Source organism: Raoultella sp. T31 (genome assembly GCF_002806725.1).
Lineage (GTDB): Bacteria > Pseudomonadota > Gammaproteobacteria > Enterobacterales > Enterobacteriaceae > Klebsiella > Klebsiella electrica.
Genome location: NZ_PIBO01000051.1, coordinates 1 through 12756, shown reverse-complemented (window position 1 = coordinate 12756; position 12756 = coordinate 1). Strand labels below are relative to the sequence as shown.

At 56.9% G+C, this 12756-nt stretch carries 15 protein-coding genes and 1 pseudogene; 11 read left to right on the top strand and 5 right to left on the bottom strand.

The window, feature by feature from the left end:
* Positions 1 to 30 precede the first annotated feature (30 nt).
* The 4 genes and pseudogenes from CWM52_RS23480 to CWM52_RS23465 all read right to left on the bottom strand — a co-directional run bounded on the left by CWM52_RS23480 (position 31) and on the right by CWM52_RS23465 (position 2108).
* Positions 31 to 468, bottom strand: a complete 438-nt coding sequence (locus CWM52_RS23480) for a hypothetical protein (protein WP_227521333.1) — start codon at positions 466 to 468, stop codon at positions 31 to 33.
* A gap of 317 nt (positions 469 to 785) precedes the next feature.
* Positions 786 to 1136 (bottom strand): annotated as a pseudogene (locus tag CWM52_RS23475) (NAD(P)H-dependent oxidoreductase); the annotation flags it as partial.
* Positions 1085 to 1261 carry a hypothetical protein gene (locus CWM52_RS27215; RefSeq protein WP_206057734.1) on the bottom strand — a complete coding sequence of 59 codons (177 nt, stop codon included), beginning with the start codon at positions 1259 to 1261 and terminating at the stop codon, positions 1085 to 1087. The gene CWM52_RS27215 and the pseudogene CWM52_RS23475, both read right to left, overlap by 52 nt.
* Before the next feature lie 58 nt (positions 1262 to 1319).
* Positions 1320 to 2108: a DsbA family protein gene (locus tag CWM52_RS23465; protein WP_100686285.1), complete on the bottom strand. Its 789-nt coding sequence runs from the start codon at positions 2106 to 2108 to the stop codon at positions 1320 to 1322.
* A gap of 233 nt (positions 2109 to 2341) precedes the next feature.
* Between CWM52_RS23465 and CWM52_RS23460 the strand changes: the two genes are divergently transcribed.
* The 3 genes from CWM52_RS23460 (at position 2342) to cbpM (ending at position 4381) form a co-directional block, all read left to right on the top strand.
* A complete protein-coding gene (locus CWM52_RS23460; RefSeq protein ID WP_100686284.1) occupies positions 2342 to 3025 on the top strand; it encodes a TerC family protein in 684 nt (227 codons plus the stop codon).
* A 133-nt stretch (positions 3026 to 3158) separates the two neighbouring features.
* On the top strand, positions 3159 to 4076 hold the full coding sequence (gene cbpA, locus CWM52_RS23455; protein ID WP_100686283.1) for a curved DNA-binding protein: 918 nt from the start codon (positions 3159 to 3161) through the stop codon (positions 4074 to 4076).
* Positions 4076 to 4381, top strand: a complete 306-nt coding sequence (gene cbpM / locus CWM52_RS23450) for a chaperone modulator CbpM (protein WP_100686282.1) — start codon at positions 4076 to 4078, stop codon at positions 4379 to 4381. The genes cbpA and cbpM overlap by 1 nt, the downstream gene beginning before the upstream one ends.
* 245 nt (positions 4382 to 4626) lie before the next feature.
* On the opposite strand, the gene proP is transcribed toward cbpM, so the two are convergent.
* Positions 4627 to 6129 (bottom strand): glycine betaine/L-proline transporter ProP, encoded by a 1503-nt coding sequence (gene proP, locus CWM52_RS23445; protein WP_100686281.1) that lies wholly within the window; start codon positions 6127 to 6129, stop codon positions 4627 to 4629.
* Between the two features lie 542 nt (positions 6130 to 6671).
* On the opposite strand from proP, the gene CWM52_RS23435 reads away from it, so the two are divergent.
* From CWM52_RS23435 to phnK, 8 genes are all read left to right on the top strand, one after another.
* The gene (locus tag CWM52_RS23435; protein WP_100686279.1) at positions 6672 to 7007 is read left to right on the top strand and encodes a zinc ribbon domain-containing protein YjdM; all 336 of its coding nucleotides are present in this window, start codon (positions 6672 to 6674) and stop codon (positions 7005 to 7007) included.
* A 195-nt stretch (positions 7008 to 7202) separates the two neighbouring features.
* Positions 7203 to 7637 (top strand): VOC family metalloprotein YjdN, encoded by a 435-nt coding sequence (yjdN, locus tag CWM52_RS23430; protein WP_100686278.1) that lies wholly within the window; start codon positions 7203 to 7205, stop codon positions 7635 to 7637.
* Between the two features lie 161 nt (positions 7638 to 7798).
* A complete protein-coding gene (gene phnF, locus CWM52_RS23425) occupies positions 7799 to 8524 on the top strand; it encodes a phosphonate metabolism transcriptional regulator PhnF (protein WP_100686277.1) in 726 nt (241 codons plus the stop codon).
* The gene (gene phnG, locus CWM52_RS23420) at positions 8525 to 8977 is read left to right on the top strand and encodes a phosphonate C-P lyase system protein PhnG (protein ID WP_100686276.1); all 453 of its coding nucleotides are present in this window, start codon (positions 8525 to 8527) and stop codon (positions 8975 to 8977) included. It abuts the gene before it with no gap.
* On the top strand, positions 8974 to 9558 hold the full coding sequence (gene phnH, locus CWM52_RS23415; RefSeq protein WP_100686275.1) for a phosphonate C-P lyase system protein PhnH: 585 nt from the start codon (positions 8974 to 8976) through the stop codon (positions 9556 to 9558). The genes phnG and phnH overlap by 4 nt, the downstream gene beginning before the upstream one ends.
* Positions 9558 to 10622: a carbon-phosphorus lyase complex subunit PhnI gene (locus tag CWM52_RS23410; protein ID WP_100686274.1), complete on the top strand. Its 1065-nt coding sequence runs from the start codon at positions 9558 to 9560 to the stop codon at positions 10620 to 10622. The genes phnH and CWM52_RS23410 overlap by 1 nt, the downstream gene beginning before the upstream one ends.
* Entirely contained in the window at positions 10615 to 11463 is an 849-nt protein-coding gene (locus CWM52_RS23405; RefSeq protein ID WP_100686273.1) for an alpha-D-ribose 1-methylphosphonate 5-phosphate C-P-lyase PhnJ, read from the top strand. The genes CWM52_RS23410 and CWM52_RS23405 overlap by 8 nt, the downstream gene beginning before the upstream one ends.
* Entirely contained in the window at positions 11460 to 12218 is a 759-nt protein-coding gene (phnK, locus tag CWM52_RS23400) for a phosphonate C-P lyase system protein PhnK (protein WP_100686272.1), read from the top strand. The genes CWM52_RS23405 and phnK overlap by 4 nt, the downstream gene beginning before the upstream one ends.
* Positions 12219 to 12756 lie beyond the last annotated feature (538 nt).

Sequence of the window (12756 nt, the reverse complement as noted above, 5' to 3'; positions counted from 1 at the left end):
GGCAGCGTATAATAATACGCTGCCTGAAAATCACATAACTGCTACAGCATTATTAATTATTGCCTGCCAGCCTTCACGCGAGTACTCATTCGCACGACTATAGTCTGCAAATCTATCGATTACCGCAGTAAAAAAGTTATCAGTGACTTTAGTGATTTCACCGACCTTTGAACTATCCGCATCACTTTTCACATACAGTATTTTACTGTTACCATGTTTCTTAAACTCCTTTGATAGTGCCAATGCAATATCATCAAGATTATTGCCATTACTTTTTACGACAAAAATTTTATTTTCATCAGCAAGGCTTTTTCTGAACTTGTCAGTTAAATATTTAATCTTATCCATTTCTTTTTTATAAATAAGATTATTTTCCTGCTCAGAATAACGCCAGGACCAGCAATCATTTATATTGTCACTATACATTTCAGTATGAAAACAAAGGTCATGTTTTTGGTCAAGCACCATATCCTGCCAGGAAGGTGTCAAGTTTTCATAAATATAAAAATCTGCAAAATCAGATTCTATTAACTTTAGAAGAGCATGATAGTTTTTTATTAATGTCCAGCGAAACTAGCTTCCTTCATCATAACCTGACTCTCTTAGAAAGAAAGCAAACTCACAATTATCGCCAAGACTTTCGAAACGCTGTAGTTTATTCATCATTGTTTTCCAAAGGGGGAATTGAATGATTATACAATACGGCACGTCTCGCTAACACCAAAAATGTCGCCAGAAGCATTTCGTTTGAAACTACGCATCGCAATTAGCTCGCGACATGCGCATCAGCCAGACATCACCTTGCCAGGCTGGCGCCCGGCCTCCAGATGGGCTTCCGCAGTTTCCAGCTCAGGCGACAGCAGCAGGTTTGAACTGGCTACCGCAGCCCCGCAGTAATCAAAAATCCCGTGGACAATTTGCGCATTAAAAGCATCGCTAAACCCATGCTTATCATACGTTTTCTGGCTCGCTGCGCCTAACGCAACCAGATGTACCCGCAGGCGACCCAGCTTCTTCAGCACCTTGCCATCGGCGGTCTCCTCATAGGCCCAACCGCTGGAAAACACCCGATCGATCCAGCCTTTTAGCAGACCAGGCATCGACCACCAGTAAACGGGAAAGACCAGGACCAGCGCCAGACGGCGCGAATGGATGACATACTGCGCGACACTGAACCCAATGCGGAGAAGCTGGCTTCGGCAATCGCCAACGCCTGTATTGAGTGCGTGCTGATCCAGGGGCGCGAGATGCCAAGTATCATGGCCGCGCTGCTGCCAACGCTAACAAGAAGCACCCGCCGCCAGGCGGACGCTCGATTATCAGCCGCCGGCCTTCTTAATCGCCGCATCCAGCGAGTCTTTATCCGCAAGCCCCGGGAAAACGGTAATCGTGGCTTCGGTGGCGCCGGTAGTCGGCATCACGATCACCCCCGGCGTTCCGCTTAAGCCAATCTCCTGCGCCAGCTGGTTGGTGCTCTCGAGGACCGCCTCAACATCCGGCGCTTTCCCGGCGTCGAAATTCACTTTCTTCGCCTGCTGCTGTACATCCGCAGCCGTCAGCTTCCCTTCGTTACGCCCGGTGGCATAAATCCCGTTATGGTAGGTCAGATAAGCTTCTGCGCCCTTCTGCTGATAAATTTGCAGGCCGGTCTTCGCCGCCGTCAGCGAAGCCTCCCAGCGACTGCCGAAAATGGGCCACTCTTTAAACGCAAACCGGGTCTGCGGATTTTCTTTAATCACCTGCTCCATCACCGGCGCCAGGCGGCTACAGTAAATACACTGATAATCAAAGAATTCGATCACGGTCACCTTGCCATTCGCCGGTCCGTAGGTCGGGGTATTTTTATCCAGGGTCAGCGCAGCCTGGTTTTTAATCACGGCCTGAGTGGCCGCGCTCGCCTGCTGTTCTTGCTGAATCTGCTGAAGCTTCTGGCTCGCCTGTAGCAGAACCTCAGGATGTGCGACTAAATAATCCGCGGCAATTTTGCCAATGCGGGCTTCCTGCTCCGGGGTAAAGGTTGCTGCGGGCGCCTGCGCGGCAATGGCCAAAACCGGGAGCAGCGAGACGCCCAGCAGCGCGCCAGTCAATATTTTTTTCGTACCAGCCATGAGGATAATCCTTGCGATGAGTAAACGGCAGGTGGGTGTGACAAAACAAAGTACCATCCTTTTCCGGTGAATCATCCCGGCACGATGCATTGATTCGTAACTTTATTTTTCAAAATCACACCTGGGCAACTCCCGCGCTCTTTTTCCGGGCGGTGGTCAATACGTCAGAACAGGGGTACGCTTGCTGCGGTTTTCCCTTGAGGGAACCTTTTTTTACATGGTATGAGTCAGGCATGAACGAGCTATTCAATCAGTGGGATGTTGTTGTTATTTTGCTACAAATCATCGCAATCGACCTGTTGCTGGGCGGCGATAATGCGGTGGTGATCGCCATGGCGTGCCGCAAGCTGCCGCCCCAGCAGCGTACAAAGGCGATTGTTATTGGCACCTTCGGCGCCATCCTGGCCCGCGTTCTGCTGCTGGCCATCGCCGTCTACTTGCTCTCTCTGCCGTGGCTGAAAATTGTCGGGGCGCTCCTGCTGCTATGGATCGGTATCAAGCTGGTTGCCCGTCAGGATGAAGATGAAGAGATTGGCAGCTCAGGCAGCCTGTGGCGGACTGCCGTCACCATCACGGTGGCCGATGTCATTATGTCGATGGATAACGTGCTGGCGGTCGCCGCCGCCGGCAAAGGCCACCTGCTGCTGGTCGCGCTGGGTGTCTTGATCAGCATCCCAATCATCGTGGTCGGCAGTAAACTGGTGCTGGCGATCCTTAACCGCTTCCCGGTCGTTATCCTGCTGGGAGGCGCCCTTATCGGCTGGATAGCCGGCGCGATGTGGGTGACGGACCCCACTATCGTTCGCCTGTTTCCGCAGGCACCCGATGCGCTACCGCTTATTGCTGGCGCTCTCGGCGCGGCGCTGGTGCTGCTGGAAGGGCTTCGCCGCAGCGGCCGGGCGCGACCGGCCAGGTAAGCGCCCGCCGCCAGACGCCGTCAATCCCGACGGCGTCAAGTTTCCGCCAGATTCCTTCCCCACCCGCCCTCATTTGCCCTAAGCTTATGACTGAAAGTCGTGATCACCGTAGTAAGTCAAATGAGATAACGCCATGGAATTAAAGGATTATTATGCCATTCTAGGGGTTAAGCCAACAGACGATCTAAAAACAATTAAGACCGCCTACCGCCGCCTGGCTCGTAAATATCACCCCGATGTCAGCAAAGAAACCGATGCCGAAGCGCAATTTAAAGATCTCGCCGAAGCCTGGGAAGTTCTGAAAGATGAACAGCGCCGCGCCGAGTATGACCAGCTCTGGCAGCATCGCAACGACCCGCAGTTTAACCGTCAACAGCACGCCCACGAACAAAGCTACAGCCAGCAGGATTTTGACGACATCTTCTCGTCGATGTTTGGCCAGCAGGTGCACCAGTCCCGCCGCCAGCATGCCGCGCGCGGCCATGATTTAGAAATTGAAGTCGCGGTGTTCCTTGAAGAGACTCTGGCCGAGCAGATGCGCACCATCAGCTACAAACTGCCGGTCTATAACGTCTTCGGAATGGTCGAAAGCGAAACGCCGAAGACCCTGAATGTGAAAATCCCCGCTGGCGTCAGCGACGGGCAGCGCATCCGCCTCAAAGGTCAGGGAACGCCGGGAGAAAACGGCGGACCAAACGGCGACCTGTGGCTGGTTATCCACATTGCTCCGCACCCGCTGTTCGATATTGTGGGCCATAACCTGGAAATCGTTCTGCCGCTCGCACCGTGGGAAGCGGCGCTTGGTGCCAAAGTGACCATCCCGACGCTCAAAGAGAGCATTTTGCTGACCATCCCGCCGGGTAGCCAGGCGGGGCAGCGTTTACGTATTAAAGGGAAAGGGCTGGCTGGCAAAACGACCACCGGCGATTTATATGCCGTGATTAAAATCGTCATGCCGCCCAAACCGAATGAGAAAGCCAGCGCGCTCTGGCAACAGCTGGCCGATGCAGAGGCTGGCTTTGAGCCGCGTCAAGCATGGGGGAAAGCATAATGGCGAAAATGGCAGTGACGTTTACGATGACCGAGTTTTGTCTGCATACCGGCGTTTCCGAAGAAGATCTGCGGGAAATCGTCGGCCTGGGCGTGATTGAACCGCGCCAGCCGCTGACCGAGGTCTGGTTGTTCGATGATAGCGCGGTGATGATAGTCCACCGCGCGATGCGCCTGCGTCGGGAGCTGGAGCTGGACTGGCCGGGTATCGCGGTGGCGTTAACGCTGCTGGATGAAAATGCGCGGCTGACCCGCGAAAACCGGCTGTTGCAGCAACAGCTGGCCCGCTTTCTGACGCATAGCTAAGCCTGTAGCAAAGTGCGCGCTTCTGTGCGGGCCGACAAAAGAGCGGCAATCTTTTGATGGCGTAAAATCTGTCGGCCGGGCAACCGTCCGACAGAAATCCGCCCCGGTCTCATACAGAACCGACTAACGATGCCCCCGGCAGCCAGCCGCCGTGGCGGGTAATCAAATCGTCCACCGGCGCACAAACGGGCATAAAAAATGCCGCCGGGGAAGCCCGCGGCGGCAGCGTTTAATGCAGGTACGGTTTACTCGTTAATACGCGGGTGCTGCTGCACCAGACGAGAGCGTTTTTCCTGCAAATCGGCGATTTCCTGATCGATATCTTCGATTTTGTTTTCGATGTTATCGTAGTGCTCGCCAAGGATCTCTTTCGCTTCCTGAATATCCGATGCCGCAGGCGTCGCCCCTTTCAGCGGACGATTCGCCGTCTCCTTCATCGACACGCCGGTGATCAGGCCGATGACCGCAATCACCATCAGGTAGTAAGCCGGCATCATCAGGTTCTGCGAGGTTTCCACCAGCCAGGCCGCCAGGGTTGGCGTCAGACCGGCAATCAGCACCGAGATGTTGAAGGCGCTGGCCAGGGCACTAAAGCGAATATGGGTCGGGAACATCGCCGGCAGCGAGGACGCCATCACCCCGATGAAGCAGTTGAGCACCACCGCCAGCAGCAGCAGACCCGCGAAAATCAGGCCGATAATGTTGCTGTTAATCATGATAAAGGCCGGGATCGACAGGGTAAACAGCGCCACGCTACCGATCAGAATAAACGGACGACGGCCGAAGCGGTCGCTGAGCATCCCGATAATCGGCTGAACGAACAGCATACCGACCATGATCGCAATAATAATCAGCACCCCGTGATCTTCCGAGTAATGCAGGTTATGCGACAGGTAGCTCGGCATGTAGGTGAGCAACATGTAGTAGGTCACGTTGGTGGAAATCACCAGGCCGATACAGGTCAGCAGGCTGCGCCAGTGTTTCGTCGCAATCTCTTTAAAGGAGACTTTCGGCCCTTCCTGTAACCCTTCACGATCGCCCTGCTCCATGGTATCGACGTGCTGCTGGAACGCAGGAGTCTCTTCCAGCGCATGGCGAAGATAGAGACCAATCAGCCCTAACGGCAGCGCCAGGAAGAACGGTAAACGCCATCCCCAGTCGAGGAAGTTCTCTTCCCCTACCACGCTGGAAATCAGCACCACCACGCCGGCACCCATCACAAAGCCAGCGATCGAACCAAAGTCCAGCCAGCTGCCCATAAAGCCGCGCTTACGGTCTGGAGAGTATTCAGCGACGAAGATTGACGCGCCGGTATACTCGCCGCCCACCGAGAAGCCCTGCGCCATTTTACACAGCAGCAGCAGAATCGGCGCCCAGATACCAATCGAGGCGTAGGACGGAATCAGACCGATACAGAAGGTACTGATCGACATGATGACAATCGTCATGGCCAGTATCTTTTGCCGACCATACTTATCGCCCAGCATACCGAAGAACAGACCGCCCAGCGGACGGATCAGGAACGGAACGGAGAATGTCCCTAACGCGGCAATCATCTGCACGCTGGGATCGGCATCGGGGAAGAAGACTTTACCTAAGGCATACGCCACAAAACCATACACACCAAAATCGAACCACTCCATCGCATTACCCAGCGATGCTGCGGTGATAGCCTTTTTCAGCTTACCATCGTCAATGATGGTGACATCACGCAGAGTGATTGGCTTTATTTTTTTCCTTTTAAGCATATTTTTCCTCTAAAGCTTCGCCGTGAGCACACAAATCATCGCCACACGGCAAAGCCGTCGGCGTTGTGCGTTGGGAGCGGCGAATCGCTGTGCTCCTCTTCTCAAGCGTAGCAGGTTTGCCTGCACTGTCTGCTGACAGTCTGTACAACCGAACCTGTTGACGCCTGCTCTGGCAGTAGTCAGTTAATGGAGTTACGCATAACTTTGCTGAATTTACGCACTCCTCTTTTTTACCCTAACAGCGTTTAAATTCGGGATCAACTTCACAAAAAAAACGCCGCCATATAACAGAGCCAAATAATATTAATAAGTTCCATAATTATGACAACAGCGTGATTTATTTCCTCGGCCATGCCGACATGTCCCCCTACGAAATATCGTAGTGCACCTGCTGCGAAATATAATCTTTTTCTCCACCCTATTATCATAAAAAAAGTCCCGACAAAAATGCGGGAATACGCTATAATCACGCACACTTTCGGCTATCAGCCAGCGTTTAATGGACCAACGTCCTGTTTTTCCCTGTAATCATGAGGAACGTCATGCAACTCCCACACTGCCCGAAATGCCAGTCTGAGTACACCTATGAAGATAACGGCATGTTTATCTGCCCGGAATGCGCCCATGAATGGAACAATGCCGAGCCAACTGATGATAATGACGCCCTGGTGGTAAAAGATGCTAACGGCAATTTACTTGCCGATGGCGACAGCGTGACCGTCATTAAAGATCTGAAGGTAAAAGGCAGCTCTTCGATGCTGAAAATAGGTACCAAAGTGAAGAATATCCGACTGGTGGAAGGCGATCATAACATCGACTGTAAAATTGATGGTTTTGGTCCGATGAAGTTGAAATCCGAGTTCGTCAAAAAGAACTAATTCTATTTCCCCGTCACCGGGGATTTATTTCCCCGCGACTGAAACGGTCGCCGGGATAAATGAACGGATATATTTCCGCCGCACCGCCTGATTATTTCCCGCGTGCCGCCGCCTCCAGACCCGACTCTGCCGCCTGGTCTGGATGGCTCATCACCTTCTACACTTAATGGGTCTTCGTTACCTGAGGTAATGGTTATGCCCTTAAGTCCTTACATCACCTTTAGCGGCAACTGCGCGGCGGCGATAGCGTTCTACCAGCAAACGCTGGGCGCCGAGCTGGTCCACCAAATCACCTACGGCGAAATGCCGCAGAGTGCGCAGGATGCCGAGGATGGCTGCCCTTCCGGCCAGCATTTATCCGCCGACTGTATCGCTCACGCCAGCCTGCGCGTCGCGGGCAGCGAACTCATGCTCGGCGACAGCCCGGGCGACAAAACCGATCGCTACGCCGGCTTTACCCTGGTACTCGATACCCAGGACCTGGCCGAGGGCAAGCGCTGGTTCGATAGTCTCGCCGACGGCGGGAGCGTCGAGATGGCCTGGCAGGAAACCTTCTGGGCCCACGGCTTTGGTAAAACTATCGACCGCTTTGGCGTCCCGTGGATGGTGAACGTCGTCAAACAAGCTTAAAGCTTCTCCCTTCGGGCGGGCTCTCCCGCCCTGTCACTCAGCTGGCACCAACTCTTCATCCTCCGGTCATTGCGTGTTAACCGGAATGTAACAAAAACGCGTCAGGATCGGGCCACTCTCAGAGGGAAATCCCTTCTTCTGCTTAGTGAGGCTCGACTGACATGCACTTATCCAGACGTCCGACCAGTTATCCTACCCGGTATCAGGAAATCGCCGCCAGACTTGAGCAGGAACTCCGCCATCACTACCGCTGCGGCGACTACCTCCCGGCTGAACAACAGCTGGCCACACGCTTTGAAGTCAACCGCCATACCCTGCGTCGGGCTATCGATCAGCTGGTCGAACGCGGCTGGGTCCAGCGTCGTCAGGGGGTTGGCGTGCTGGTGCTGATGCGCCCAATCGACTATCCGCTCAATGCTCAGGCGCGCTTCAGCCAGAACCTGCTCGATCAGGGCAGCCACCCGACCAGCGAAAAGCTGCTGTCGGTACTGCGCCCGGCCAGCAGCCACGTCGCCGAAGCCTTTGGCATTAATGAAGGCGAGAACGTCATTCACCTCCGCACTCTGCGCCGCGTCAACGGCGTCGCGCTGTGTTTGATCGACCACTACTTCACCGACCTGCGCTTCTGGCCAGCGCTGCAAACCTTCACCCAGGGCTCACTGCACGATTTCCTGCGCCAACAGCTGGATGTCGAACTGACCCGCGCGCGCACCAAAATCAGCGCCCGTCGCGCCCAGGCGAAAGAGAGCAATATTCTCGGGATCCCCAACATGGCGCCGCTGCTGTGCGTGAGAACCCTGAACCACCGTGCGGGTGAACCGCAGGCTACGGAGTACTCCGTCAGCCTGACCCGGGCGGACATGATTGAATTCACCATGGAGCACTGAATGCACTTTGATACCGCAACCCGCCAGCGCTGGATGTCCGTGCTGGCCCACAGTGAACCCGAGGAACTACTGGCGCGGATGCAGACCCTGCAGCTGGCGCCGGAATATGAACTGATCCGCACCCCGGAAACCGGCCTGGTACAGCTCCAGGCACGGATGGGCGGGATTGGCGACCGTTTCTTCGCTGGAGACGCGACGCTGACCCGCGCCGCCATTCGCCTGCCTGACGGCACGATCGGCTACAGCTGGATACTGGGCCGCGATCGTCCGCACGCAGAACGCTGCGCCACCATCGACGCGCTGATGCAATCGCCCCACCATTTTCACACCTTAATGGAAACCCTGATTACCCCGCTGGAAGCACAACGAAGCGCGCGCATTGAAGCCCGACGCGCCGAAGTCAACGCCAGCCGGGTAGACTTCTTTACTCTGGTTCGCGGAGATAACGCATGACCTTACAAACCGCTTTTACCCTACCGGTGCAGGATGCCCAGCACAGTTTTCGTCGCCTGCTAAAAGCCATGAGCGAGCCGGGCGTCATTGTTGCGCTCCAGCAGCTCCAGCACGGCTGGCAGCCGTTGAATATCGCCTCCACCAGCCTCCTGCTGACGCTGGCGGACCACGAAACGCCGGTCTGGCTTTCCGCAGCGCTGCATAACGATCTCGTCGGCCAGAACTTACGTTTCCATACCGGCGCGCCGCTGGTGGAACTGCCGCAGCAGGCGGTATTCGCCGTCACCGACGGACGCATCAGCTCGGAGCAGCTTAACGTTCTTTCCGCCGGAACCATTGCCGCCCCGGAAACTGGCGTCACGCTGATTGTCCAGCTCGCCAGCCTCAGCGGCGGACGCATGCTGCGCCTGACCGGCGCCGGCATTGCCGAAGAGCGCATGATCGCCCCGCAGCTACCGGACTGCATCATCGATGAGCTGACCGAACGCCCGCACCCGTTCCCGCTGGGTATTGACCTGATCCTCACCTGCGGCGAGCGCCTGCTGGCTATCCCGCGCACCACTCACGTGGAGGTTTGCTAATGTACGTGGCCGTCAAAGGCGGAGAAAAGGCGATAACCGCCGCTCACGCCTTACAGGAACATAAGCGACGAGGCGACGGACGGCTTCCAGAACTGAGCATTGAACAGATTACCCAGCAGTTAAACCTTGCGGTCGATCGGGTCATGACCGAAGGCGGCATCGCCGACCGTGAACTGGCGGCGCTGGCGCTCAAACAGGCCAGCGGCGACAACGTCGAAGCCATTTTTTTACTGCGTGCGTATCGCACCACCCTGCAGCGGCTGGCGGTGAGCGAGCCTGTCGATACCGCCAGCATGCGCCTGGAACGCCGTATTTCGGCAGTCTATAAAGATATTCCCGGCGGCCAGATGCTCGGCCCGACCTACGATTACACCCACCGCCTGCTTGATTTCACCCTGCTGGCCAACGGCGAAACACCGCCGCTGCACACCGCCGAACGGCCGCCGGAAGCCACACCGCACGTTTTTAACCTGCTGGTGCAGCAGGGGCTGGCGAAAGCGGAACAGGAGTCCCACGCCCGGCCCGACGACATCACCCGCGCGCCGCCGGTCTATCCCTGCTCACGTTCGTCACGCCTGCAGCAGCTGGTGCGCGGCGATGAAGGCTATCTGCTGGCGCTGGCCTACTCCACCCAGCGCGGTTACGGTCGCAACCATCCTTTCGCCGGTGAAATTCGTAGCGGCTACGTCGCCATTGAGATCGTCCCCGAAGAGCTGGGTTTTGCGGTCAATATCGGCGAACTGCTGATGACCGAATGCGAGATGGTCAACGGTTTCGTGGCGCCGGAAAGCGAACCGCCGCACTTTACGCGCGGCTATGGCCTGGTCTTCGGCATGAGCGAGCGTAAGGCGATGGCGATGGCGCTGGTCGACCGTGCGCTACAGGCGCCGGATTACGGCGAAGAGATAGCCGGGCCGGCGCAGGATGAAGAGTTTGTCCTCGCCCACGCCGATAACGTCGAGGCGGCCGGTTTCGTCTCGCATCTCAAACTGCCCCACTATGTCGATTTCCAGGCCGAACTGGCGCTGCTGAAACGCCTGCAACGGGAGAACGAACGTGGTTAACCCACTCACTGGCTACAACTTTGCTTATCTTGATGAGCAGACCAAGCGCATGATCCGCCGGGCCATTCTCAAAGCGGTGGCGATTCCCGGCTATCAGGTGCCGTTCGGCGGCCGCGAGATGCCGATGCCCTACGGCTGGGGAACCGGCGGTATTCAGCTGACCGCCAGTATCATCGGCGAGCATGACGTGCTGAAGGTGATCGACCAGGGCGCTGATGACACCACCAATGCGGTGTCGATACGGCAGTTTTTTAAGCGCGTCACCGGCGTCGCGACCACCGAGGCGACCTGCGATGCCACGCTGATCCAGACCCGTCACCGGATCCCGGAGACGCCGCTCAGCGAAGATCAGATCCTGATCTTCCAGGTACCGATCCCGGAGCCGCTGCGCTTTATTGAGCCGCGCGAGACCGAAACCCGCACCATGCATGCGCTGGAAGAGTACGGCGTGATGCAGGTGAAGCTGTATGAAGACATTGCCCGCTTCGGCCATATCGCCACCACCTATGCCTACCCGGTAAAAGTGAACGGTCGCTATGTGATGGATCCGTCGCCGATCCCGAAATTCGATAACCCGAAAATGCACATGATGCCCGCGCTGCAGCTGTTCGGCGCCGGACGGGAAAAGCGCATTTACGCGGTGCCGCCGTTTACCCCGGTGGAGAGCCTCGATTTCGACGACCACCCGTTTACCGTCCAGGAGTGGGATGAACCCTGCGCCATTTGCGGGTCCCGCCACAGCTACCTTGATGAAGTGGTGCTGGATGACAGCGGCAAACGGATGTTTGTCTGCTCCGATACCGACTATTGCCGCCAACAGAGCGAGGCGCTGAACAAATGAGCCATCCGTTACTCGCGGTCAATCATCTGACCCATCTTTATGCGCCGGGCAAAGGCTTCAGCGACGTCTCTTTTGAACTGTGGCCCGGTGAAGTGCTGGGCATCGTGGGTGAGTCCGGTTCGGGGAAAACCACCCTGCTGAAAGCCCTCTCGGCGCGACTGACGCCGCAGGAAGGTGAAGTGCGGTATGAAAACCGCTCGCTGTATGCGATGAGTGAAGCGGATCGCCGCCGCCTGCTGCGCACCGAATGGGGCGTGGTGCATCAGCATCCGATGGATGGCCTGCGCCGCCAGGTGTCGGCGGGCGGCAACATCGGTGAGCGCCTGATGGCCACCGGCGCACGCCACTACGGAAATATCCGCGCGACCGCCGAACAGTGGTTGAACGATGTCGAAATTCCACCGTCGCGTATTGACGATCTGCCCACCACCTTTTCCGGCGGCATGCAGCAGCGCTTGCAAATCGCCCGCAACCTTGTGACCCAGCCGAAGCTGGTGTTTATGGACGAGCCGACCGGCGGTCTGGATGTTTCGGTGCAGGCACGTCTGCTCGACCTGCTGCGCGGTCTGGTGATGGAGCTGAATCTGGCCGTGGTGATAGTCACCCACGATCTCGGCGTAGCGCGCCTGCTGGCTCACCGTCTGCTGGTCATGAAACAGGGTCAGGTGGTGGAAAGCGGTTTAACCGACCGGGTGCTGGACGATCCTCATCATCCGTATACCCAGCTGCTGGTGTCGTCGGTATTGCAGAACTGAGGTTGCTGTCGCCGGGTGGCGCTGCGCTTACCCGGCCTACGAACACAGAGTCAGTATGTCAGGTAAAGCAACGCCACCACCCGGCACCAGGACCACGAGGCCAGATGAGTCGCGTTCGAACACAGCACCTGTAGGCCGGGTAAGGCGAAGCCGCCACCCGGCACCCGGACCACGAGGCCAGATGAGTCACGTTCGAACACAGCACTGTCGGCCGGGTAAGGCGAAGCCGCCACCCGGCGCCAGGACCACAAGGCCAGATGAGTCGCGTTCGAACACAGCACCTGTAGGCCGGGTAAGGCAACGCCGCCACCCGGCACCCGGACCACGAGGCCAGATGAGTCGCGTTCGAACACAGCACCGTAGGCCGGGTAAGGCGAAGCCGCCACCCGGCACCCGGACCACGAGGCCAGATGAGTCGCGTTCGAACACAGCACCGTAGGCCGGGTAAGGCGAAGCCGCCACCCGGCGTCAGGACCACAAGGCCAGATGAGTCGCGTTCGAACACAGTACCGTAGGCCGGGTAAGGCAACGCCGCCAC